Source organism: Pseudomonas coronafaciens pv. oryzae str. 1_6 (assembly GCF_000156995.2).
Classification (GTDB): domain Bacteria; phylum Pseudomonadota; class Gammaproteobacteria; order Pseudomonadales; family Pseudomonadaceae; genus Aquipseudomonas; species Aquipseudomonas tremae.
Map to the genome: position 1 here is coordinate 1503789 of NZ_CP046035.1, position 21992 is coordinate 1525780.

Consider the following 21992-nt stretch of genomic DNA (forward strand, 5'->3'; position numbering starts at 1 on the left):
GGGCGGCATTTTGCCGGGTGATTGGGTTGGAGGGAAGGGTGCAGGCTGTCACTAATCTCAACTGTCGTGAAAGACATTCCCACGCTGGAGCGTGCGGAACGATAATCCCAACTATCTTGCCGATGCTCTGCGTCTTCGTGGCGACGCAGAGCGTGAGCGTCGGTCAGTGATCAGCCAAATATCTTCTTGAAAAACTTCTGCATGTCCGCCCATGAGCTCTGGTCGGCGGCTTTGTCGTAGCCGATGTCCGGGCCACCATGTTCGCCGTGGCTCAGGCGGTCGGCGTCGGGGTTGGTGAAGCCGTGTTTGGCGCCGTCGATGCTGACGAATGTGTAGTCAGCCTTGGCGTCGTCCATTTCCTTTTTGAAGGCGACGACGTTCTCCGGTGTGACCATGCTGTCCTTGGCGCCATGCTCGACCAGCATCGGCACCTTGATGCCCGGTTTGGCCGGGGTGTTGGTCACCAGCGCGCCGTGGAAGCTGACCACGCCCAACAACGGTTCGCCGCGACGCGCTGCGTCCAGGACGATCTTGCCGCCGAAGCAGTAACCGATGGCTGCAATCTTTTTCGGGTCGGTCTGTGGCTGTTTCTTCAATTGCTCAAGCCCGGCGTCGAAGCGCTTGTCGGACGCATCGCTGTCCTTCAATGCTGCCTGCATGAAGCCCATTGCGTCTTTCGGGTGCTCGGTGTTCTTGCCTTCGCCATACATGTCGATGGCCATTGCGCTATAACCCAGTGCCGCCAGATCGCGGGCGCGACGCTTGGCGTAGTCGTTCAAACCCCACCATTCATGAACCACCAAAATCCCGGGGCGCGGGCCTTTGATGGCGTCGTCGTAGGCGTAATAGCCCACCAGTCTGGTGCCGTCAGCACTTTTGTAATCGACCTGTTCGGTTTTGATCGCGGCTTGGGCGAGCCCGGTCAGGCCCATCATGATCATTGCAATCCACAAACGCATGTGCAGCTCCTTCTACGGGGGTGTACAGGATGAAAGGCCAACAATAGCCGATTCTGCGACAGGTGGCGCGCAGGACTGTTCAGCACCGGTTCATGCAGTGTTCAGTCGGGGTTCAGCCCGGCACGCTTACTGTTGAGCCCTACCTTGACAGCGTGCCCGAGCGCAAAAGGAGTCGATATGTTGAATCTCAACAAGTTTTTCCTGGCATTGGCTTTTCTGGGAGGCAGCGCGGCGGCGCAGGCTGGCGACAGCAAACTTGAAGTGGCCCGCATCGAGTTCGCGAAGACCAGCGAAAGGCTCGACGACACGCACAGCTGGGGGCACGCGCTCGGGGAGCAGGGGCAAACCAATGCATCGGCGGGGACGCTATATTCCCTGCCGGTTTACGGAAGTCTGACGGGGACCCACAATGGCCTGCCTGTCAGCCGCGAAATCCTGCTGGGCAGCTATGATGTGACACAGCATGTGCCCGTCAGCGCCCACCTGTTGAGTACTGATGCGACGATGTCGTTTCATTCTTTGTCTTGAGGCTGCGATTGTGCCTGGGAGAGCTGCATGAAGTTGTTGGTAGTTGAGGATGAAGCGCTGCTGCGCCACCACTTGCGCACCCGTCTGACCGAAGCGGGGCATGTGGTGGAGGCAGTGGCCAACGCCGAAGAAGCGTTGTATCAGGTCGCGCAATTCAATCACGATCTGGCGGTGATCGACCTGGGGCTGCCGGGCATCGGCGGGCTGGACCTGATTCGTCAGCTGCGCACCTTGGGCAAGGCGTTTCCGATCCTGATCCTGACCGCACGCGGCAACTGGCAGGACAAGGTCGAAGGACTGGCTGCCGGCGCTGACGACTATGTGGTCAAACCTTTCCAGTTCGAAGAGCTGGAAGCCCGGCTCAATGCCCTGCTGCGGCGTTCCAGTGGCTTTATTCAATCGACCATCACGGCTGGCCCATTGCTGCTGGACCTTAACCGCAAGCACGCTGCACTGGCCGAACAGCCACTGGCGTTGACCGCGTACGAATACCGCATTCTCGAGTACCTGATGCTCCATCACCAGCAGGTGGTGCCCAAGGAGCGTCTGATGGAGCAGCTCTATCCTGACGACGACGAGCGCGATCCGAATGTGATCGAAGTGCTGGTCGGCCGCTTGCGCCGCAAGCTAGACGGCAGCGTGGCCTTCAAACCGATCGAAACCGTGCGTGGCATGGGCTACCTGTTCAATGAGCGCTGTACGTGATTCGTTCGCTTCGCCTGCGCCTCATGCTGGGTGCCGCCACGCTGGCGGTGATCTTCATGTTGCTGATGCTGCCTGCTTTGCAGGGCGCATTCAGTCTGGCGTTACGCGGGGCGATCGAGCAGCGGCTGGCTTCCGACGTCACCACCATGATTTCTGCCGCGCGGGTCGAAGACGGCCATCTGATGATGCCTTCGGTGCTGCCGGGCGAACAATTCAATCTGCCTGGCAGTCGCTTGCTGGGCTACATCTATAACCGCCAGGGGCAGATGGTCTGGCGTTCGCTGTCCACCGAAGGCGAAGACATCGACTATCGCCCGCAATATGACGGGCAAGGTAGCGAGTTCACCAAGATCAAGGAAATCAATGGAGACGAGTACTTCGTCTACGACGTCGAGATTCGTCTGCTTGGCGGCCGTAACGCTGCATTCAGCATCGTCGCGGTGCAGCCGTTGCGCGGTTATCAGGAAACCATCGACGGCTTGCGGCGCAAGCTCTATCTGGGCTTCGGCGCTGCATTGGCAGTCTTGCTCGGGTTGTTGTGGATGGGCCTGACCTGGGGGCTGCGTGCCTTGCGTGGCTTGAGTCAGGAACTGGATCAGGTGGAGTCGGGCGTGCGCGACAGCCTCAGCGAAGAGCATCCCAGCGAATTGCTGCGCCTGACCGACTCGCTCAACCGCCTGCTGCGCAGCGAACGTGAACAGCGCATACGCTACCGCGACTCACTGGACGACCTGGCACACAGCCTGAAAACACCGTTGGCGGTATTGCAGGGCGTCAGCGAGAACATCGCCAAGCGTCCCGAGGACGTCGAGCAGGCACGCGTGCTGCAATCGCAGATCGAGCGCATGAGCCAGCAGATCGGCTATCAACTGCAGCGCGCCAGCCTGCGCAAGAGCGGTCTGGTACGCCATCACGTGATGCTGCGGCCGGTGGTCGAAAGCCTGTGCAACACGCTTGATAAGGTCTACCGCGACAAGCGGGTCAAGGCCACGCTCGATCTGCCGCAGGATTGCCAGGTCCACATGGAGGAGGGCGCGCTGCTGGAAATGCTCGGTAACTTGTTGGAAAACGCCTACCGGCTGTGTCTTGGCGAAGTGCGCGTCAGCTTCACACGCTCAGCGGACGGCGATGAGCTGTGTGTCGAAGATGACGGCCCCGGTGTCCCGCAAAGCCAGCGTGCGCGCATCCTTGAGCGGGGCGAACGGCTGGACCGGCAGAATCCCGGACAGGGTATAGGTCTGGCTGTGGTCAAGGACATTATCGAAAGCTACGGCGCGCAGCTGACCCTGGGAGATTCAGCGCTGGGTGGCGCGGCGTTCAGGATTCATTTTCTGGCGCAGTGAGCGAAGGGCGTAAAGCAATGCGCGAGCCCCCGTAAGTGTCTGTGACGGGCCCGCGTTGTTAAATTAATCTTGATAGCCCATCAGTTGCTACCTATCAAATGCCTGGTTTGCTGCGATGAGATGTCAGCCAGTTAAACAGTCGGCTGAGCCACCACTTGCTACGCGCTTCACGAATCTCTTCAATATTGGCGAACGTGTAAGGCCCCGTTTTTTTCTCTTTCGCCACAAGCGCCACTAGGCCGCGTATGGGGAATCGATAATGAAACACAAGATACAGTGTCAGTGCTGTCGAAGTGAAACCGACCAAAAGGCCAGTGCTCGCGGCCCCGAAGGTTTTGAGGATAATGCAGGAAATGAGTGTGGCTACCCCAGCAATTAGCCCATGTTGTACGCTGTAGTGATTGAGCTCTGTCATTACTTTGCCATCTTGAGTCTTGAAAGGCAGCGACTCGTGATTAAAACGGCTCTTAATGATTATCAGGATCTCGATCAGGACAAGCAGAAAAGGGAGTCCGCCCCAGAGTACTGCCGCTACAGAATCTAGATGAAGCTCTTTTTTGGACGCGGTATAAACACTTCCCACGCTAATGATCGTAAACGTCAGTATTATTCCGGCATAAAATTGCGTGGCAAAAGCAGAAAATCGCTCATTCACATAAATCAGGAACAGCGTGCGCCCCAGAAATATAAAAAATGAACCCGTTGCGAGCCAGAGAAGAAGGGGGGAGCTGGATGACAGTACGAATATAAAAAAGTACAGTAGCAATGTATTGGCATAGAGCACTTTCCTGATAGAGTTGGGTTGTGTATCTACCATGAGGCTCTCCACCGTTTTAAACGTTCTGCAATGGATTTATCCCAGCCGGACTCTCCCATAAAGTACTGTGCGGCCATTCCAGCGGTTATTCCTGCAGCAATAATGATGACGAGCGGTGCGCTTGTCCCTATCACTACTGTGGCTATAAAGCCAGCGCCAAACGCGGCGAGGTTCGTGGGTTGTGTGTCGGCAGACTTATCTAAAAACTCTCCCATCGAGTTGGAGCTTTTAGCATCCATATAAGCCTGCGGTCCTACAGCCAAAGCCAGTCCTATTATGTTGCCACCGATAAGTTTTGGGACCCCTCTAGCGCCCTTTGAGTGTAACCTCGCAGAAGAGTTTAACGCCTTCGCGGTGCCTGTAGTGGGTATATGTACCGCTCGGCCAGCATTGGCGCCAAATATTCTATATTTAATGGCTTCTGCTGTAAGTGGTACCTCCAGGTGCAGCTTGCCGTTAATTCTGATAATCTTAAGTCTGCCTTTAAATTTTTTATTAACAGTACTAAAGTTTTCGGAGCCTTTGGTTTTTGCCCATTTGTTCAGGGTTTTTTGCAGTCCAGGGGGAAGATCTACTAAGTCCGAAACTTTTTTTGTCTTTAATGCCGCAGAAATTACGCCGCCCACCCCGGCAACTGTACCGGGAAGATTGCTTGTAGAAAATAACAGAGGTCCGACTACAGGGATACTTATAGCTTCTTTTTGAAGGTTCGCTAGCGCTTCGGCTGAGACCTCCGATGCGTTCTTCATGTTTGCAATAAGATCGTTCAAAAAAAGGACGGACGACTTCAGTTCTGTTTCGTTCAAACCCGACTCTGGATCCTTGAGTTCACTAATAAGGATCATGGCAGCGCTGAAATCATCAATAGCGTAATAGCCGCCAAACGTCATTAGCGCTGACGTTCGTGGAGCTGGTCGCTCGCTAGGAAAGGTCATTTGCCCTTGGCCTAGCAAGCCTGCTTGACGAGTAGGGCCGCGGTTCATGGCTGCAGTGCGCGGTAAAAGCCTCTCATCCATGGCTATCACTCCTTTGCTTTGAGATTCATTCATCAGGTGTTTGACGTCGCTCGCATCAGCAACGCTTTCAAAGTTCGTGGCCTTGATGTCAATACGCTTTCAGTACGTGTATCAAGCTTGGCTCAGATGCAGATAGCAATTATAAATCAGTAATGATGTATACAAAATGCTCTGCAAGGGTGCCCGATTTTTTTGAAACAATGAAGAGATCCGATTAAAGATTTTTGGGCTGATACCTCTATCAATCCACGATTCGAGCTGACATCAGGTTTTGCTGAAACGTCTGCTTCTGGGATCGGTGTCATTCAGGCGCTCTTGCAGCTCCTAATATTCCAGGCAGTCGTGCGCATCTGCTCGCTGAGCAAGAGCGAGCTGCACGCTCATTCTGTGTCACTCAAAGGCGGATATCCGCCACTGACGCCCCTACGTTTCCTCTATGCGGCGGAAAACCGCCACATCTCCTTTCGCTCCCCGACTACTGTTACCCTTTTAAGCCTTGCCAGGCGGGGGTCTTGATATCACTTTGATTCTATGGCACGCCTATTGCTACCCAGAGGGTAGATGCCTGCTTTGCGCAGCTCGACAAAACAAATCCCTCCAGTGCAGGAGGGTTAGCGCTTTATAGGCCCGCGTGCATCAGGTAAAGATGCCGACGGCGCCCTTGAGGAAAACTGCAATGACGACTCGTCAGCCCATCTACAAGTCCCTCTATTTTCAGGTAATCGTAGCGATTGTCATCGGTATCCTGATCGGTCACTTCTACCCGGACACCGGCAAGGCTTTAAAGCCGCTGGGTGACGGGTTCATCAAACTGATCAAGATGGTTATTGCTCCGATCATCTTCTGTACCGTTGTCAGCGGCATCGCCGGCATGCAAAGCATGAAGTCGGTTGGCAAGACCGGCGGTTATGCGCTGCTGTATTTCGAGGTTGTTTCGACCATCGCCCTGCTGATCGGCCTGATCGTGGTCAACGTGGTTCAGCCGGGTGCCGGCATGAACATCGACGTCAGCACGCTCGACGCCTCGAAGATCGCGGCTTACGTGACTGCGGGTCAGGACCAGAGCATCGTCGGCTTCATCCTCAACGTCATTCCCAACACCATCGTCGGCGCATTTGCCAATGGCGATATCCTGCAAGTCCTGATGTTCTCGGTGATCTTCGGCTTCGCCCTGCATCGCCTGGGTTCGTACGGCAAGCCGGTTCTGGACTTCATCGATCGCTTTGCCCACGTGATGTTCAACATCATCAACATGATCATGAAGCTGGCCCCGCTGGGTGCGTTCGGTGCAATGGCTTTCACCATCGGTGCCTACGGCGTTAGCTCGCTGGTGCAGTTGGGTCAGTTGATGATCTGCTTCTACATCACCTGCGTGCTGTTCGTCGTGTTTGTGCTGGGCGCAATCGCCCGCGCTCACGGCTTCAGCATCTTCAAGCTGATTCGCTATATCCGTGAAGAGCTGCTGATCGTGCTGGGTACTTCCTCGTCGGAATCTGCCCTGCCACGCATGCTGATCAAGATGGAGCGTCTGGGTGCCAAGAAATCCGTTGTGGGTCTGGTTATCCCGACTGGCTACTCGTTCAACCTGGACGGTACGTCGATCTACCTGACTATGGCTGCTGTGTTCATCGCCCAGGCGACCAACACGCACATGGACATCACTCATCAGATCACCCTGCTGCTGGTTCTGCTGCTCTCCTCTAAAGGTGCTGCCGGCGTAACCGGTAGTGGTTTCATCGTACTGGCCGCGACCCTGTCGGCTGTCGGTCACCTGCCGGTTGCCGGTCTGGCGCTGATTCTGGGCATCGACCGCTTCATGTCCGAAGCCCGCGCCTTGACCAACCTGGTCGGTAACGCTGTAGCCACCGTCGTGGTTGCCAAGTGGGTCGGCGAGCTGGACACCGACAAGCTGCAATCGGAACTGGCTTCCGGTGGCAGTGCCATCCTGGAAACCCGCCCGGAAGACGACCTCGGCGTTGCCGAAGGCGCGACTCCTGCCCATGCAGTGAACACTACCAAGACCGTCTGATAGTTTCAGGCCATAAAAAACCCATCTTCGGATGGGTTTTTTTATGCCTGTGAGTTGTCGAGCGTTATTCCGTGCGGGTTTCGCCGCTGAATACCAACGGCTCGCGGCAGCGACGGCACAGGTAGCGCCGGCCCTTGCGGATCATGCTGTGGCGCTGCGCCGAGAACGGGAAGTCGCTGTCCGGGCACGGGCAGCGGTAGATGTAGCGGATCACGCTGCGGCGCTTGACGGCGTAGGTATGGCAGCGGTTGGGCGGCAGTTCATAGACGCCGCGCATGATCAGTTGCCACTCTTCACCGTGCGGCTGAATGCTGCCGCCGAACAATTGATGGGCGATCAGATGCGCGACTTCGTGCGGCACGGTCTGGCGCAGAAAGTCCTCGGCATTTTCCTTGTAAAGCTGTGGATTGAAGCGCAGCAGGTTTTCATGCAAATGCGCGACGCCAGCCTTTTGGCCGCGTAGCTGAAAACTGACCACCGGGCGTTTGAAGGTTCGCTTGAAAAACGCTTCGGCCTGCTGATAGCAGGTCTCGACGCGGGCATTGAGTTGTTCGGGCATGCTTTGGGGTTCTCCAGTGCGTCAAGTATGCCGCAATGTGGCTACGCTCTGAAAATGCCGACTGTCCGGTGGTCATTTCTGATCCGGCTCCGTTGCCAGCCTGAACCGCAGCAGCGCAGCCTGTTTAACGATGCATCGGTTATGCGTAAAATGCCTGCCTTTTCTCACGTCACCGTTAGCGGATACCTCTCATCAATGGGCACCCTTTCAGTCAATCAGAACAAACTGCAGAAACGCCTGCGTCGGCTGGCCGGCGAGGCGGTTGCCGACTTCAACATGATCGAAGAGGGTGACAAGGTCATGGTCTGCCTGTCGGGTGGCAAGGACAGCTACACCATGCTCGACGTCTTGATGCACCTGCAGAAAGTGGCACCGATCAGGTTCGAAATTGTTGCGGTCAACATGGACCAGAAGCAGCCCGGCTTCCCCGAGCATGTATTGCCTGCCTACCTGAAGGAACTGGGTGTCGAGTACCACATCGTCGAAAAGGACACGTATTCGGTGGTCAAGGAACTGATTCCGGAAGGCAAGACCACCTGCTCGCTGTGTTCGCGGCTGCGGCGCGGCACGCTGTACACCTTCGCGGACGAGATCGGTGCTACCAAGATGGCGCTGGGGCATCATCGCGACGATATCGTCGAGACGTTTTTCCTCAACATGTTTTTCAATGGATCGCTCAAGGCCATGCCGCCCAAGCTGCGTGCGGATGACGGTCGTAACGTGGTGATTCGTCCGTTGGCGTACTGCCATGAAAAGGACATTCAGGCCTATTCCGACCTCAAGCAGTTTCCCATCATCCCGTGCAACCTTTGCGGTTCGCAGGAAAACCTGCAGCGTCAGGTGGTCAAGGACATGTTGCTGGACTGGGAGCGCAAGACGCCGGGGCGTACTGAAAGCATCTTCCGCGCCTTGCAGAACGTACAGCCGTCGCAACTGGCCGACCGCAATCTGTTCGACTTCAGCAGCCTGCGCATTGACGAGACTGCTGCATCGCGGTTCGTCAATGTGGTCAATATCTGATTTTGGTCAGTGGTTGACGGTGAAGGACAGCATCGCTGAAAGCTGGCACATCGGCCTGCCGCTTTCGGCATGCCACTGGTTGAACACGTCCTGCACGATGGCCTGATCGCGTTTGCTGGTCGGCACGCGGTCGACAATATCCTGAGCGTTCAAGGCGGCGACCACGTCCCAGGTCGGGATGAAGGTGTCTTTGCCGACCATGCGCAGAAAGCGCGGCGACGACAGGCCGCCCATCTGATTGCCGTGTTTGGCGAGGTACTGCCAAAGGCCGGTGATGTTATCGACCGGCCACTCGGCAATGAATTTTCCGAAACTGTCATGCTCTTGTTCGATGTCCAGAATCAGTTGCGCATTGCGCGGCACGCTCTTGAGCTTGCCCAGGTGGCGAATGATGCGCGCATCCTGCATCAGCCGCTCCAGATGGTCGGCCCCCATAAGCACGACTTTTTCAGGGTCGAAGCGGAAAAACACTTCCTCGAACGCCGGCCATTTGGAGTCCACCAGGCTGTGTTTCAGGCCCGCACGAAACACGCGCAGGGCCATGGTCGACAGGTAGCGGTCGGCACTGATGGCGCGCAATTGTTTTGGGGTCTTGGGGGTGGGCAGGTGGGCTTCCAGTGCTTTGGCGGAACCGAATCGATTCAGGCAATACTCGTTCAGCCATTTGTAGTCGTGCATCGGTTCTCCAAAGAATTAAACAGGCAGTTCAAGGGCTCAGACCGGCCCTTGCGCTGCAAGTTTGCGATTTAACTAAGCGCGTCAGACGACCCTGTGCCGATTCAGCTGCGCGGCGTGTCGAGTTGCAATGCCGTTTTCGCCAGGCGCTGACCGAGTGCGCGACACAGGTCGGTTTCGTGACGATCCAGCGGGCGCTTGCCATCGGCTCCGGCGTGATGGCTGGCGCCATAGGGCGTGCCGCCACCGGTGGTTTCCACAAGCGCCGATTCGCTATATGGCAGGCCCATGATCAGCATGCCGTGGTGCAGCAGCGGCAGCAGCATGGACATCAGCGTGGTTTCCTGGCCGCCGTGCAGGCTGGCTGTTGAAGTGAACACGCCAGCTGGCTTGCCAACCAGAGCGCCGGTCAGCCAAAGGTTGCTGGTGCCGTCCAGAAAGTACTTCAACGGCGCGGCCATGTTACCGAAGCGGGTCGGACTGCCCAGCGCCAGGCCGGAGCAGTTTTTCAGGTCGTCGAGGGTTGCGTAGAGTGCGCCGTTTTCCGGGATCTCGGGGGCAGTTGCTTCGCAGTCGGTGGAAACAGCGGGGACGGTGCGCAGCCGTGCTTCCATGCCACCCAGCTCGATGCCGCGGGCAATCTGCCGGGCCATTTCGCTTGTGGAACCGTTGCGGCTGTAATACAGAACCAGAATATAAGGTGTGCTCATGGCAGCAGCTCCAGAATGTTCTCGGGTGGACGGCCAATTACAGCCTTGTCGCCGGCGACCAGAATCGGTCGTTCAATCAGTTTGGGATGGGCGGCCATGGCGGCAATCAGTTGCTCGTCGCTCAAGCCCGGGTCGGCCAGATTGAGTTGCTTGTAATCATCTTCACCGGAGCGCAGCAGTTGCCGGGCACCGATGCCCAGCTTGCCGAGCAGCTCGCGCAAGGTGGCGGCGTCGGGCGGGGTTTCAAGATACAGAACGACGTCCGGGGTCAGGCCGCGAGCCTGAAGCAGTTCCAGCGCGCCGCGGGATTTGCTGCAGCGCGGGTTGTGATACAGCGTCAGATCGGTCATTTGCAGGTCGCATCTTGTATGGGGTGGGGCGTATTCTACCCAGTGATGACGCTGTTCGACATATCGAATGGTCAATAGTCGTGGCTTGGGTATAAGTCATTGCAGGTTGAACAGGGCGAGGAAAGAAGCAGATGGCAAGGCGATTAACAGCAGCGGTGATACTTTTCGGCAGCTTGCTGCTCAGCGGTTGTGGCGTGGACCTGGGCACTGACCAGAACGGTCAGAAGGTTGCCAGCGAGCAGATCAAGGGGCATTGGCTGGTAGTGAACTATTGGGCCGAATGGTGTGGCCCGTGTCGGACCGAGGTTCCGCAATTCAATGCATTGTCCGAGCAGCTCAAGGACAAGAAGGTGACAGTGCTGGGCGTCAACTTCGATAACCTGCAGGGCGACGAGCTTAAAAACGCCGCGAACGCGCTGGGTATCAAGTTCACCGTACTGGCCCAGGACCCGGCCGAGCAATACAATCTGCCGCCTTCCGAAGCGCTGCCGGTGACCTACATAATCGACGACAAGGGCAAGATGCGCGAGCAACTGCTGGGGGAGCAGTCGGCTGCGACCGTGATGCAGAAGCTCAATGCGCTGCGCGGGGAAGGCTGATAAGGGCCGCTCTCTTTGGCTGAGCCCCCTCATTTACTGCGCTCAGGGGCGAAGATGCAGATTGCAATGTTCTGTGTACAAACTGACTACGTGGTGCAGCGCAGGCCTGTGACGCAGAGCGTCACGAACGGCGTGCCCACGCGGAGCTTGGGTACGATGGTCATCTAACTGACATTACAGAACCGCTGTGTGACGCAGAGCGTCACGATAATTATCTGCATGGCATGAGTACGACAAGCGTCAGCTATCTTCCAGCCAGAAGCGCAGCGGTTTGCCTTGAGCGGGCCACAGGCGCAGTTGCTCAATGGGCGAGATGTCCCAGCGTTGCACGCTGCTGATGGCTTTGATGAACCGTTGTTCCTGCTCCATCAAGGCCGGGGCGCACATCTTGCGGGTCTTGCCCACTGCGCCGAAGCTGATGGTGTGGTCGTTCAGGGTGTAAGGCGCGAACCAGTGGTTGCAGCCAGCATTGCCGTAGGCGCGGCCATCGGCACCGAGGGTCATGGTCAGACGGCTGTTATCGATCAGCGGACGTTCGCCGATCCATTCCATCACGTAGCTTTGATCCTGACGAATCGGCAGCGGGTCCGCGGTGCAACCGGTCAGCATTGCGCCACCGATCAGGCTCCAGAGTGCAAACTGTTTCATGCCGCTTTCTCCTGCTCCTGGCACTTCTTGCAGACGTGCTTCTCACCCTCGGTTTTCCAGCCCAGTTCTGCGATACGCGCGTTGGCAGCGGGTTTCTGTGCCTTGACGCCCAGCTTGCTCTCGACCATGAACTCGAAGTTCAGCTCGGCATTGCAGCGGTCGCAGTGAACCTGCCACTGGTGAATCGCCAACTCATCAAATACCGGGCCTTTGGCCACTGCAATCCACTGACCGGGCGGGTTGATCAAGTGCCGGACCTTCTCGACGGTCAGACGCATGTGCAGGCTTTTGCTGCCCTTGATGGTCACCAGCAATTGGTCGTTGTCATGGATCGAGCCGCCGTTGCCGGTGACCTGATACCGGCCGGGGGCCAATGTGCGGCATTCAGTCAGGGTGTGCTGCGGATTGAGCATGCTGTAGCGAAAATCGTGTTCGGCCATGGGTCCTCCAAAATTTCGCGCATCCTATCACGCTCCGCATCCTCGACATTGAATGTAGAACGTACGGGACGGCATTCCCTCGCTGGGGCGGGAGGAACGCCAGATGTACAGTCCTGGCTTATCTCCCTGAGGATGAAAGGGCGGGCATTACGCCATCACCCGCGCCTCGGCCTCAAGCCGGATGATGGCTTTTTCCAGGTTATCCAGCGCATCTCCACTGCCTGAAGCGCCCTGCTTTAGAAGGGTTTCAGCGCGCTGGCAAGCGGTGCGCAGTTGCGGCACGCCACAGTAACGCGTTGCGCCGTGCAGGCGGTGCACGCGTTCGATCAGGCCTTGCACGTCTTGGCTGGCGCGGGCCATACGAATGGCTTCGCGGTCGGCGTCCAGCGAGGCCAGTAGCATGGCCAGCATGTCGGCCGCGAGATCTGCCTTGCCTGCCGCCAGACGTAAACCTTCTTCATGATCGAGCACCAGCGGCCCGACATGCACCTCAGACGCTTCATTCTGGCGTTCAGGGGCAGGGTTGCGCAGCGCCAGCCCGGTCCACTTGAGTACCACCTGGGCCAGTTGCCGCTCACTGATCGGTTTGGTCAGGTAGTCATCCATTCCGCTTTGCAGCAGCGAGCGTTTTTCATTGGCCATCGCATGAGCGGTGAGGGCCACAATCGGCAGAGAGCTTTGACTGCGTTCAGCTTCCCAGATGCGAATTGCTTCAGTCGCCTGACGCCCGTCCATGCCCGGCATCTGCACATCCATCAACACCAGGTCGAACGCTTCCATCTGCACCGCATTGACCGCTGCGTAGCCGCCCTCGACAGCGACAACCTCGGCGCCCATGTCTTCGAGCAATGTTTGCACCAGCAGCAGGTTAGCCGGGTTGTCATCCACGCACAGCACGCGCGGTGCACGGCTCGACAGCGGCGGCCCGATGCCTGCGCGAACTGCGCGCGGGGCGACCAGTTCGGACAGGGCTTTTTGCAGCTTGCGGGTACAGGCGGGCTTGGCCTGCAGCTGGGTATAGACATCGTGAACAGCCAGCTGGAACAGCGCATGCTCGGTGGTCGGGCACAGCACCATGACTTTGCAGTTGAGGTTTTCCAGGTCCCAGATGTGCTGGCGCAGTCGCTCCGGGGAGATTTCCAGCGCAGTCACGCCAAGCACCGCGAGGTCAATCGCCATCGGCGTCTCATGGGTCGCCGTCACCCCATTGAGCAGGTTTTCGAGGTTGTTGAAGACGATGGTCTGCAAGCCGCAGTCTTCGAGCTGATGCTCCAGCGCCTGGCGTGCAAGGTCGTGATGTTCAAGCACGGCGGCGCGCAGCCCTCCCAAAGGAATATTGAGCGATTCCTCCTTGTCTTCCCGGGCCTTGGGCAGTTTCAGGCTGATCCAGAATTCCGAGCCTTCGCCCGGAGTGCTGTCGACACCGATTTCTCCGCCCATCTGTTCTATCAGACGCTTGGATATCACCAGCCCCAGACCTGTGCCACCGGGCTGGCGGGACAGCGAGTTGTCTGCCTGGCTGAAGGCCTGGAACAGCGCCCGCACGTCCTGACTGGACAGACCGATGCCGGTGTCCTGCACGCTGATGCGCAGTTGTGCGTGTTCTTCGGTCTCGTCTTCCAGCATGGCGCGGGCGACGATAGTGCCTTCGCGGGTGAATTTGATCGCGTTGCTGACCAGGTTGGTCAGAATCTGCCGCAGGCGCAACGGGTCGCCGGACAGCGCCAGCGGTGTGTCACGGTAGACCAGGCTGACCAGCTCCAGCTGTTTGGCGTGGGCCGCCGGGGCGAGGATGGTCAGGGTGTCCTGTAACAGGTCACGCAGGTTGAACGGGATATTGTCGAGCACCAGTTTGCCGGCCTCGATCTTCGAGAAGTCGAGGATCTCGTTGATGATGCTCAGCAGGTTGTCGGCGGACTTCTCGATGGTCGCCAGGTAATCGAACTGGCGCGGGGTCAGCTCGCTTTTCTGCAGCAGGTGGGTGAAGCCCAGAATGCCATTGAGCGGCGTACGGATCTCGTGGCTCATGTTGGCCAGAAATTCGGACTTGATCCGGCTGGCTTCAAGCGCTTCCTTGCGTGCAAGGTCCAGTTCGATGTTCTGGATCTCGATGGTTTCCAGGTTTTGCCTGACATCTTCAGTGGCCTGATCGATGCTGAGCTGCAGTTCTTCCTGCGCGTTCTGCAACGTGGCCGCCATGCGATTGATGCCTGACGCCAGTTCGTCCAGCTCGCGACTGCCCAGTGGCGGCAGGCGGGTTTCGAGGTTGCCGTCCTTGAGCTGCGACACCGCCTGCTTGATCTGACTCAGCGGGCCGTTGATGGTCCGGCTCATGCGTACGGCCAGCGTCGCGGTGAAGGCCAGCCCGGTCAGAATCAGCAACAGGCTGGCGAACAGGCTTCGATAGCCGCGCAGCAGAGTGCCGTTGTGAGATATCTCCAGCTCTACCCAGCCCAGCAGCGTGTCGGCTTCGGCGGGGATGATCGGGCTGGTCAGGTGCCGTTGATGGCCGAACACCGGCAACAGGTAGCGCGTGGCGTCGTTGCCGGTGGAGCTGAGCAGTTGCGAGCTATTGCCGATCGGCACGGGGCTGATCATCGTCGGGCCGGCGTGCGCCAAGGGCGTGCGGTCGACGTCGAGGAATGAAACGGCGCGCACGTCGGTCTGCTCGAGCGTCTGCGACGCGATGCGGCTCAACAGCACTTTATCCTTGCGGCCTAACGCGTTGGCCGAGAGGGGCGCCAGATCCTGGGCGACCATTTCACCGCGTTGCAGCAGCTGGCTTTGCAGCTCATTCAGCTGCATCCAGGTGAAATAGCTGCCGAGCATCGCGGCCATCAGGCTGGCAGGCAGAATGGTCAGAAGCAGCACACGGCCTTTTATACCCAGCTTGGTCAGCACGCTTTTTCTCCAGCAACAGGTATCAATCCGTCGATATCAGGCATCGGCTGCCTGTCTGTATCGGCACAAGGGGTCGAGTTTAGCCATTTAAAGGAGGAGTGGGCAGCTTCGTCGGCCTGACAAGGTGTTATTTCTCGCAAAAACCACAGCATGCGGAGTTCTCAGAAATGAGGCGTTATGCCTTTTGGGAATAACGACCGCACTTTGCGTGATATGGGCTTTGAGCGTTTGCCGTTATGATAGGCGCCCCCGCAGACTGGACCGCGAATACGCCATGACCCTGCAGTATCCAACCATTGCCGATTGCGTCGGCAACACTCCGCTCGTGCGTATGCAACGCATGGCCGGTCATACCAGCAATACCATCCTGTTGAAACTGGAAGGTAACAACCCGGCGGGTTCGGTAAAAGACCGCCCGGCACTGTCGATGATCACCCGTGCCGAGCTGCGCGGCCAGATCCATCCGGGGGACACGCTGATCGAAGCCACTTCCGGTAATACAGGAATCGCCCTGGCCATGGCCGCTGCGATCAAGGGCTATCGCATGGTCCTGATCATGCCGGACAATTCCAGTGCCGAGCGCAAGGCCGCGATGACCGCTTATGGCGCCGAGCTGATTCTGGTCAGCAAGGAAGACGGCATGGAAGGCGCTCGTGATCTGGCGGACCGCATGCAGGCTGAAGGTCGCGGCAAAGTGCTCGATCAGTTCGCCAATGGCGACAACCCTGAGGCGCATTACACGTCCACCGGTCCGGAAATCTGGCGGCAGACCGCTGGTACCGTCACGCATTTTGTCAGCTCGATGGGCACCACTGGCACCATCATGGGCACCTCGCGCTACCTCAAGGAACAGAATCCCGATGTGCAGATCGTCGGTTTGCAACCGATGGAAGGTGCATCCATCCCCGGCATTCGTCGCTGGCCGACCGAATACCTGCCAAAAATCTATCAGTCGGACCGTGTCGATCGCATCATCGATATGGGGCAGGTAGAGGCCGAAGAAGCCATGCGCCGGCTGGCGCGCGAAGAGGGGATCTTCTGCGGGGTGTCCTCCGGTGGTTCGGTGGCGGGGGCGCTGCGTATCGCCCGCGAAGTCGAAAACGCCACGATCGTGGCAATCATCTGTGACCGAGGCGACCGCTACCTGTCGACCGGTATATATGACACGCCCAACTGATGGCCAAGCATGAAAGAGGCCTGCGCTTCCAGCCCACCGGCGGCGTCAAGAGCGTGCAGGTGCCTGCCGGTAAAAAGCAGCGTCTGACCATCGAGCGCCTGTCTGATGACGGGCGCGGCATAGCGTTTGTGGATGGCAGGACCTGGTTCGTTGCGGGCAGCCTGGCAGGCGAAGAGGTTGAGGCGCGGGTGCTCAATGCTCGCGGCAAGATTGTCGAAGCGCGCACCGAGCGCGTGTTTGTTGCCAGCGACCTGCGTCGCGCCCCCGCCTGTGATTATTTCGGGCGTTGCGGCGGGTGCAGCGTCCAGCATGTGCCCCATGACGAACAACTTGCCCTGAAACAGCGCATGCTCGCCGAGCAACTGCTGCGCGTGGCCAATATTGCCCCGGATGAATGGGCAGCGCCTTTGAGCGGGTCTGAACTGGCCTATCGCCGAAGGGCGCGGGTCGCGGTTCGCTGGGACGCCAAGGCGAAACGTCTGGACGTAGGTTTTCGCGCGGCGGCCAGCCAGGACATCGTCAGCATCGATGAATGTCCGGTGCTGGTACAGGCCTTGCAACCGATCATGCGTCAGTTGCCATCCATGCTGAAGAGTTTCAGCAAGCCTCAGGTGCTGGGGCATGTCGAGCTGTTCAGCGGTTCTTCGACTGCCTTGCTGTTGCGTCACACTGCGCCTTTGGCGGACGTTGATCTTGCAGTGTTGCAGGCGTTCTGTTCAGCGCAGGGTGCGCAGCTGTGGTTGCACGGCGACGGCGAACCGCAACCGGCCAGCCCCGGCGATACGCTGGGTTACCGGCTTGAACCGTGGAACTTGCAACTGGCATGGCGTCCGGGGGATTTCATTCAGGTCAATGCGGCGGTCAATACCGCAATGATCGAGCAAGCCCTGCAGTGGTTGGCCCCTGCGGCTGATGAGCGTGTCATGGATCTGTTCTGCGGCCTTGGCAACTTCGCTTTGCCGCTGGCCGGTCTGGCGAAAGAAGTGGTGGCGGTCGAAGGCGTAGCGACTATGGTCGAACGTGCAGCTGTCAACGCAATGAGTAATGATCTGCACAATGTGCAGTTTTTTCAGGCGGATCTTTCCCAGCCGCTGACACACGCCGACTGGGCGGCGGAGGGGTTTTCTGCGGTACTCTTGGACCCACCGCGTGACGGGGCGTTTGAAGTGGTACGCCAGATCAGCAAGACGGGTGCCCGGCGACTGCTTTATGTTTCATGCAACCCGGCAACTTTGGCTCGTGACACGGTCGAACTGATCCGTCAGGGCTACCGATTAAAACGTGCCGGAATCCTCGATATGTTTCCACAGACGGCGCATGTCGAGGCGATGGCTTTATTTGAAATGAGACAGTGAGCAGCCTTCATTGGATAGAGTCCAGCTGCCGACAGGGAATCTCATTTAATCCGACTGGCCCGCGAATGCCGGTTCTTGCTTGCCCGGCAAGTGGCATTCGCTCAGAAGGCTGGCGACTGATGGCGCTATTCATCGCGCCTTAGGGAAGGTAAGCAACATGGTACAGGTGAGAGCGAACCAGCCGATAAACACAGACGGCAGTATCAATCTCGACGCATGGCTCGATCATATTGTCAGCGTCGACCTGGTCCTGGACCGGGAAGTCATGAAACAGGCCTGTGAATTTGCCCGGCAAGCCGAGCAGAACGACAAGGTCCACAAGAATCACTGGGCAGAAGGCACCTCCAGTTTCCAGACCGGTCTGGAAATCGCGGAGATCCTCGCTGACCTCAAGCTGGATCAGGATTCGCTGGTCGCTGCGGTCATATACCGTGGCGTGCGCGAAGGGGTCATTCCGTTGCCGGAAGTCGAGCAGCGCTTTGGCTCCACCGTTGCCAAACTGATCGACGGCGTGCTGCGCATGGCCGCGATCAGCGCCAGCCTTAGCCCCCGGCAGTCGCTGGTGCTGGGCAGTCAGGCGCAGGTCGAAAACCTGCGCAAGATGCTCGTCGCGATGGTCGACGACGTGCGCGTCGCGTTGATCAAACTGGCCGAGCGCACCTGTGCGATTCGGGCGGTGAAGAATGCCGACGACGAAAAGCGCAACCGGGTGGCCCGCGAGGTGTTCGACATCTACGCGCCGCTGGCGCATCGTCTGGGCATCGGTCACATCAAGTGGGAGCTGGAAGACCTGTCTTTCCGCTACCTCGAGCCCGACCAGTACAAGCAGATCGCCAAGCTGCTGCACGAGCGCCGGCTGGACCGCGAGCGCTTCATCAGCGAAGTCATGTCCGAGCTCGACAACGAGCTGCAAGCGACCGGCGTGACGGCCGACATCAGCGGTCGGGCGAAACACATCTATTCCATCTGGCGCAAAATGCAGCGCAAGGGCCTGGCGTTCAGCCAGATCTACGACGTGCGTGCCTTGCGCGTGCTGGTCCCGGAAATGCGCGACTGCTACACCGCGCTGGGGATTGTGCATACGCTGTGGCGGCATATTCCGAAGGAGTTCGACGATTACATCGCCAACCCCAAGGAAAATGGCTATCGCTCGCTGCACACCGCGGTCATCGGTCCGGAAGGCAAGGTGCTGGAGGTGCAGATCCGCACCCACGCCATGCACGAAGAAGCCGAGCTGGGCGTCTGCGCGCACTGGCGCTACAAGGGCACCGACGTCAAATCCGGGTCCAATCACTACGAAGAGAAGATTTCCTGGCTGCGTCAGGTGCTCGAGTGGCATGAAGAGCTGGGTGATATCGGTGGCCTGGCAGACCAGCTGCGGGTCGATATCGAACCGGATCGGGTCTATGTCTTCACGCCTGACGGGCACGCCATCGACCTGCCCAAGGGGGCGACGCCGCTGGACTTCGCCTATCGGGTTCACACCGAGATCGGCCATAACTGTCGGGGCGCGAAGATCAACGGGCGGATCGTGCCGCTCAACTACAGCCTGCAGACCGGTGAGCAGGTCGAGATCATTACCAGCAAACACGGCACACCGAGCCGCGACTGGCTGAACTCCAACCTGGGCTACATCACCACCTCCAGGGCACGGGCCAAGATCGTTCACTGGTTCAAGCTGCAGGCTCGTGATCAGAACGTCGCTGCTGGCAGGACCCTTATCGAGCGCGAGCTGGCGCGGCTGGCGCTGCCGCAGGTCGACTTCGACAAGCTGGCGGACAAGGCCAATCACAAGACTGCCGATGACATGTTCGCGGCCTTGGGCGCAGGCGATCTGCGTCTGGCACAGCTGGTCAATCTGGCTCAGCAACAGGTCGAGCCGGACCGCATAAACGAACAACTGGAACTGATCACGCGCAAGGCCACGGGCTACAAGCCTGGCAAGCGCGGCGATATTCAGATTCAAGGCGTCGGCAACCTGATGACGCAGATGGCGGGCTGCTGTCAGCCGCTGCCAGGCGACGCGATTGTCGGTTACATCACTCAGGGCCGCGGCGTCAGCATCCACCGCCAGGATTGCGCTTCGGTGCTGCAACTGGGCGGCCGCGAACCCGAGCGGATCATCCAGGTCAGCTGGGGGCCGGTGCCGGTGCTTACCTACCCTGTGGACATCATCATCCGCGCTTACGACCGCTCCGGGCTGCTGCGCGATGTCACTCAGGTGCTGCTCAACGAGCGCATCAATGTGCTGGCGGTCAACACCCGCTCGAACAAGGAAGACAACACTGCGCTCATGTCCCTGACCATCGAGATTCCGGGTCTGGACGCGCTGGGGCGGCTGTTGGGGCGGATTTCCCAGTTGCCGAACATCATTGAAACACGCAGAAACAGGACGCCATAAGCGTCGGCTGCGCGCACAGGGAGCCCCATGTATACAGTTCAAGACCTGCTTCATCTCATGACTCGGCTGCGTGACCCGCAGTTCGGCTGCCCGTGGGACTTGAAGCAGACGTACGCCAGCATCGTGCCGCATACGCTGGAAGAAGCCTATGAAGTGGCCGACGCCATCGAACAGGGTGATCTTGCTCATTTGCAGGGCGAGTTGGGCGACCTGTTGTTTCAGGTAGTCTTTTACGCGCAACTGGCCAAGGAAGAGGGGCGCTTCGAGTTCGAGGGTGTGGTGGACGGCATTACCCGTAAATTGCTACGTCGTCATCCACATGTGTTTCCAACTGGCGAGCTATATGCGCCACCAGAAACACCGCGCCTGAGCGACGAACAGGTCAACCGGCGCTGGGATGAGATCAAGGCCGAGGAGCGTGCCGAGAAATCCGGCGTGCCCGAGCAGCTGTCATTGCTCGATGACGTGCCAGGGGCCTTGCCGGCGCTGAGTCGGGCGGCCAAACTGCAGAAGCGTGCCGCACAGGTCGGCTTCGACTGGCCTGCAGCCTTGCCGGTGGTCGACAAGGTGCGCGAAGAACTCGATGAAATTCTTGAAGCCATGGTCGACAATGACGCCGAGGGCATCGCTGAAGAAGTCGGCGATTTGCTGTTCAGTGTAGTCAATCTGGCCCGGCATCTGAAAGTTGATCCCGAAACTGCGTTACGCTCGGCCAATAACAAGTTCGACAGACGCTTTCGATTCATTGAACAGGCATTGCGTCACCTCCAGCGTCCTATCGAAGAGTGCTCGCTCGAAGACATGGATGCGTTGTGGGGCGAAGCCAAACGTCAGGAAAAGAGCACGCCCGGCTGCGGCTGAGCGTGCGGTAACGGCATAAGTGAGTAGACAATGAGCCTTTCCCTTCGCGACCAGTTGCTCAAGGCAGGTCTGGTCAACCAAAAGCAGGCCAAGCAGGCCGGCAAAGAAAAGCAGAAAGAGCAGCGGCTGGTACACAAGGGGCAGGCTCAGGCCGACGACTCGCAAAAACGTGCGGCTCAGGAAGCCCAGGCTGAAAAAACCAAACGTGATCAGGAGCTCAATCGCCAGCAGCAGGAGAAGGTCGAGCAGAAGGCCCGTGCGGCTCAGGTCAAGCAACTGATCGAGGTTTCACGCATTCCGAAGCTGATCACCGAGGATTACTACAACTTCGTCGACGACAAGAAGGTCAAGCGGATCTCGGTCAACGCCTTGGTACGCAACAAGCTCAGCAGCGGTTCGCTGGCGATCGTTCACCACGGTGGCGGTTACGAGATCATTCCGCGTGAGGCAGCTCTGAAGATCCAGGAGCGCGACCCGCGCCGCATCGTATTGCTCAATACGCCTACTGAAGCGCCGGATGCTGATGATCCGTATGCGGCGTATCAGGTGCCTGACGATCTTATGTGGTAACCCGCTGACTTTGTGAGCGTAAAAATGGCAAAACCCGCATTCAGCGGGTTTTGTCGTTTCTTGTTCTGAGAAAGTGCTTAGTGATTACCCTGGCTTTCCAGTGCTTCCAGCTCTTCCTTGTAGCGAAGGGCATCGGACTCTATGTGGAACATTCCGACCAGTTGGTCCTGTTGATGCACGTCCCAGATCTGGATGCCGTCGGCAACGGCTTCGTGGGAGAGATGGGCGTCGTCGCGTTCAGTCACTCTGACAGTCATAGTAATAAGCTCCTGACGTTGATGGCCTTGATGGTCAGGCCTCTGGATACTGCGGCCATGTGTCGCAGGACT

The 21992-nt window shown here is 58.4% G+C and carries 22 protein-coding genes; 11 read left to right on the top strand and 11 right to left on the bottom strand.

Annotated features, from left to right (window positions below; genetic code table 11):
- Window positions 1-170: 170 nt before the first annotated feature.
- Window positions 171-959 carry a dienelactone hydrolase family protein gene (locus tag POR16_RS06705; protein ID WP_005889638.1) on the bottom strand — a complete coding sequence of 263 codons (789 nt, stop codon included), beginning with the start codon at window positions 957-959 and terminating at the stop codon, window positions 171-173.
- Between the two features lie 177 nt (window positions 960-1136).
- Between POR16_RS06705 and POR16_RS06710 the strand changes: the two genes are divergently transcribed.
- The 3 genes from POR16_RS06710 to POR16_RS06720 are packed head-to-tail and all read left to right on the top strand — an operon-like array spanning window position 1137 to window position 3535.
- Window positions 1137-1487 (top strand): hypothetical protein, encoded by a 351-nt coding sequence (locus POR16_RS06710; protein WP_005889640.1) that lies wholly within the window; start codon window positions 1137-1139, stop codon window positions 1485-1487.
- Between the two features lie 27 nt (window positions 1488-1514).
- Entirely contained in the window at window positions 1515-2192 is a 678-nt protein-coding gene (locus POR16_RS06715) for a response regulator (RefSeq protein ID WP_005889641.1), read from the top strand.
- Entirely contained in the window at window positions 2189-3535 is a 1347-nt protein-coding gene (locus POR16_RS06720) for an ATP-binding protein (protein ID WP_005889643.1), read from the top strand. Before POR16_RS06715 ends, POR16_RS06720 begins: the two co-directional genes overlap by 4 nt.
- Window positions 3536-3629: 94 nt before the next feature.
- Here POR16_RS06720 and POR16_RS06725 read toward each other — a convergent pair whose 3' ends face one another.
- On the bottom strand, window positions 3630-4352 hold the full coding sequence (locus POR16_RS06725) for a hypothetical protein (RefSeq protein ID WP_005889645.1): 723 nt from the start codon (window positions 4350-4352) through the stop codon (window positions 3630-3632).
- Entirely contained in the window at window positions 4346-5368 is a 1023-nt protein-coding gene (locus POR16_RS06730) for a hypothetical protein (RefSeq protein ID WP_005889647.1), read from the bottom strand. Before POR16_RS06730 ends, POR16_RS06725 begins: the two co-directional genes overlap by 7 nt.
- Window positions 5369-6044: 676 nt before the next feature.
- On the opposite strand from POR16_RS06730, the gene POR16_RS06735 reads away from it, so the two are divergent.
- Entirely contained in the window at window positions 6045-7397 is a 1353-nt protein-coding gene (locus tag POR16_RS06735) for a dicarboxylate/amino acid:cation symporter (protein ID WP_005889649.1), read from the top strand.
- 64 nt (window positions 7398-7461) lie between these two features.
- On the opposite strand, the gene POR16_RS06740 is transcribed toward POR16_RS06735, so the two are convergent.
- A complete protein-coding gene (locus tag POR16_RS06740; protein ID WP_005889651.1) occupies window positions 7462-7956 on the bottom strand; it encodes a SprT family zinc-dependent metalloprotease in 495 nt (164 codons plus the stop codon).
- A 195-nt stretch (window positions 7957-8151) separates the two neighbouring features.
- On the opposite strand from POR16_RS06740, the gene ttcA reads away from it, so the two are divergent.
- Window positions 8152-8976: a tRNA 2-thiocytidine(32) synthetase TtcA gene (gene ttcA, locus POR16_RS06745; RefSeq protein WP_005889653.1), complete on the top strand. Its 825-nt coding sequence runs from the start codon at window positions 8152-8154 to the stop codon at window positions 8974-8976.
- 6 nt (window positions 8977-8982) lie between these two features.
- Here ttcA and POR16_RS06750 read toward each other — a convergent pair whose 3' ends face one another.
- The 3 genes from POR16_RS06750 to arsC form a co-directional block, all read right to left on the bottom strand.
- Window positions 8983-9654, bottom strand: a complete 672-nt coding sequence (locus tag POR16_RS06750; protein ID WP_005889655.1) for a DNA-3-methyladenine glycosylase I — start codon at window positions 9652-9654, stop codon at window positions 8983-8985.
- Between the two features lie 101 nt (window positions 9655-9755).
- Entirely contained in the window at window positions 9756-10361 is a 606-nt protein-coding gene (wrbA, locus tag POR16_RS06755) for an NAD(P)H:quinone oxidoreductase (RefSeq protein ID WP_005889657.1), read from the bottom strand.
- Window positions 10358-10711 carry an arsenate reductase (glutaredoxin) gene (gene arsC, locus POR16_RS06760; protein WP_005889659.1) on the bottom strand — a complete coding sequence of 118 codons (354 nt, stop codon included), beginning with the start codon at window positions 10709-10711 and terminating at the stop codon, window positions 10358-10360. The genes wrbA and arsC overlap by 4 nt, the downstream gene beginning before the upstream one ends.
- A 131-nt stretch (window positions 10712-10842) precedes the next feature.
- On the opposite strand from arsC, the gene POR16_RS06765 reads away from it, so the two are divergent.
- A complete protein-coding gene (locus POR16_RS06765) occupies window positions 10843-11310 on the top strand; it encodes a TlpA disulfide reductase family protein (protein ID WP_005889660.1) in 468 nt (155 codons plus the stop codon).
- A gap of 240 nt (window positions 11311-11550) precedes the next feature.
- Here the strand turns inward: POR16_RS06765 and POR16_RS06770 are convergent, their stop codons facing one another.
- From POR16_RS06770 to POR16_RS06780, 3 genes are all read right to left on the bottom strand, one after another.
- On the bottom strand, window positions 11551-11958 hold the full coding sequence (locus POR16_RS06770) for an META domain-containing protein (protein ID WP_005889661.1): 408 nt from the start codon (window positions 11956-11958) through the stop codon (window positions 11551-11553).
- Complete coding sequence (locus tag POR16_RS06775) at window positions 11955-12398, bottom strand: hypothetical protein (RefSeq protein WP_005889662.1); 444 nt, start codon at window positions 12396-12398, stop codon at window positions 11955-11957. Before POR16_RS06775 ends, POR16_RS06770 begins: the two co-directional genes overlap by 4 nt.
- A 147-nt stretch (window positions 12399-12545) precedes the next feature.
- On the bottom strand, window positions 12546-15299 hold the full coding sequence (locus tag POR16_RS06780) for a response regulator (RefSeq protein ID WP_005889663.1): 2754 nt from the start codon (window positions 15297-15299) through the stop codon (window positions 12546-12548).
- A gap of 274 nt (window positions 15300-15573) precedes the next feature.
- Between POR16_RS06780 and cysM the strand changes: the two genes are divergently transcribed.
- The 5 genes from cysM to POR16_RS06805 all read left to right on the top strand — a co-directional run bounded on the left by cysM (window position 15574) and on the right by POR16_RS06805 (window position 21663).
- Window positions 15574-16476, top strand: coding sequence for a cysteine synthase CysM (gene cysM / locus POR16_RS06785; RefSeq protein WP_005889664.1), 903 nt, complete (start codon window positions 15574-15576; stop codon window positions 16474-16476).
- Window positions 16476-17831, top strand: coding sequence for a 23S rRNA (uracil(1939)-C(5))-methyltransferase RlmD (rlmD, locus tag POR16_RS06790; RefSeq protein WP_005889665.1), 1356 nt, complete (start codon window positions 16476-16478; stop codon window positions 17829-17831). Before cysM ends, rlmD begins: the two co-directional genes overlap by 1 nt.
- A gap of 157 nt (window positions 17832-17988) precedes the next feature.
- A complete protein-coding gene (relA, locus tag POR16_RS06795; protein WP_024669909.1) occupies window positions 17989-20232 on the top strand; it encodes a GTP diphosphokinase in 2244 nt (747 codons plus the stop codon).
- 27 nt (window positions 20233-20259) lie between these two features.
- Window positions 20260-21093, top strand: coding sequence for a nucleoside triphosphate pyrophosphohydrolase (gene mazG, locus POR16_RS06800; RefSeq protein ID WP_005889670.1), 834 nt, complete (start codon window positions 20260-20262; stop codon window positions 21091-21093).
- Between the two features lie 30 nt (window positions 21094-21123).
- Window positions 21124-21663 (top strand): DUF2058 domain-containing protein, encoded by a 540-nt coding sequence (locus POR16_RS06805; RefSeq protein ID WP_005889672.1) that lies wholly within the window; start codon window positions 21124-21126, stop codon window positions 21661-21663.
- A gap of 77 nt (window positions 21664-21740) precedes the next feature.
- Here POR16_RS06805 and POR16_RS06810 read toward each other — a convergent pair whose 3' ends face one another.
- Complete coding sequence (locus tag POR16_RS06810) at window positions 21741-21920, bottom strand: hypothetical protein (RefSeq protein ID WP_003381582.1); 180 nt, start codon at window positions 21918-21920, stop codon at window positions 21741-21743.
- Window positions 21921-21992: the final 72 nt, after the last annotated feature.

Excerpts from the sequence above, each read along its gene's own strand:
- POR16_RS06810 (WP_003381582.1), bottom strand. The coding sequence starts at position 21,920 with ATGACTGTCAGAGTGACTGAACGCGACGACGCCCATCTCTCCCACGAA.
- POR16_RS06730 (WP_005889647.1), bottom strand. The coding sequence starts at position 5,368 with ATGGATGAGAGGCTTTTACCGCGCACTGCAGCCATGAACCGCGGCCCT.
- POR16_RS06705 (WP_005889638.1), bottom strand. The coding sequence starts at position 959 with ATGCGTTTGTGGATTGCAATGATCATGATGGGCCTGACCGGGCTCGCC.
- POR16_RS06740 (WP_005889651.1), bottom strand. The coding sequence starts at position 7,956 with ATGCCCGAACAACTCAATGCCCGCGTCGAGACCTGCTATCAGCAGGCC.
- arsC (WP_005889659.1), bottom strand. The coding sequence starts at position 10,711 with ATGACCGATCTGACGCTGTATCACAACCCGCGCTGCAGCAAATCCCGC.
- mazG (WP_005889670.1), top strand. The coding sequence starts at position 20,260 with ATGTATACAGTTCAAGACCTGCTTCATCTCATGACTCGGCTGCGTGAC.
- ttcA (WP_005889653.1), top strand. The coding sequence starts at position 8,152 with ATGGGCACCCTTTCAGTCAATCAGAACAAACTGCAGAAACGCCTGCGT.
- POR16_RS06765 (WP_005889660.1), top strand. The coding sequence starts at position 10,843 with ATGGCAAGGCGATTAACAGCAGCGGTGATACTTTTCGGCAGCTTGCTG.
- wrbA (WP_005889657.1), bottom strand. The coding sequence starts at position 10,361 with ATGAGCACACCTTATATTCTGGTTCTGTATTACAGCCGCAACGGTTCC.
- POR16_RS06770 (WP_005889661.1), bottom strand. The coding sequence starts at position 11,958 with ATGAAACAGTTTGCACTCTGGAGCCTGATCGGTGGCGCAATGCTGACC.
- cysM (WP_005889664.1), top strand. The coding sequence starts at position 15,574 with ATGACCCTGCAGTATCCAACCATTGCCGATTGCGTCGGCAACACTCCG.
- POR16_RS06710 (WP_005889640.1), top strand. The coding sequence starts at position 1,137 with ATGTTGAATCTCAACAAGTTTTTCCTGGCATTGGCTTTTCTGGGAGGC.
- POR16_RS06805 (WP_005889672.1), top strand. The coding sequence starts at position 21,124 with ATGAGCCTTTCCCTTCGCGACCAGTTGCTCAAGGCAGGTCTGGTCAAC.
- POR16_RS06750 (WP_005889655.1), bottom strand. The coding sequence starts at position 9,654 with ATGCACGACTACAAATGGCTGAACGAGTATTGCCTGAATCGATTCGGT.
- rlmD (WP_005889665.1), top strand. The coding sequence starts at position 16,476 with ATGGCCAAGCATGAAAGAGGCCTGCGCTTCCAGCCCACCGGCGGCGTC.
- POR16_RS06715 (WP_005889641.1), top strand. The coding sequence starts at position 1,515 with ATGAAGTTGTTGGTAGTTGAGGATGAAGCGCTGCTGCGCCACCACTTG.
- relA (WP_024669909.1), top strand. The coding sequence starts at position 17,989 with ATGGTACAGGTGAGAGCGAACCAGCCGATAAACACAGACGGCAGTATC.
- POR16_RS06775 (WP_005889662.1), bottom strand. The coding sequence starts at position 12,398 with ATGGCCGAACACGATTTTCGCTACAGCATGCTCAATCCGCAGCACACC.
- POR16_RS06735 (WP_005889649.1), top strand. The coding sequence starts at position 6,045 with ATGACGACTCGTCAGCCCATCTACAAGTCCCTCTATTTTCAGGTAATC.
- POR16_RS06725 (WP_005889645.1), bottom strand. The coding sequence starts at position 4,352 with ATGGTAGATACACAACCCAACTCTATCAGGAAAGTGCTCTATGCCAAT.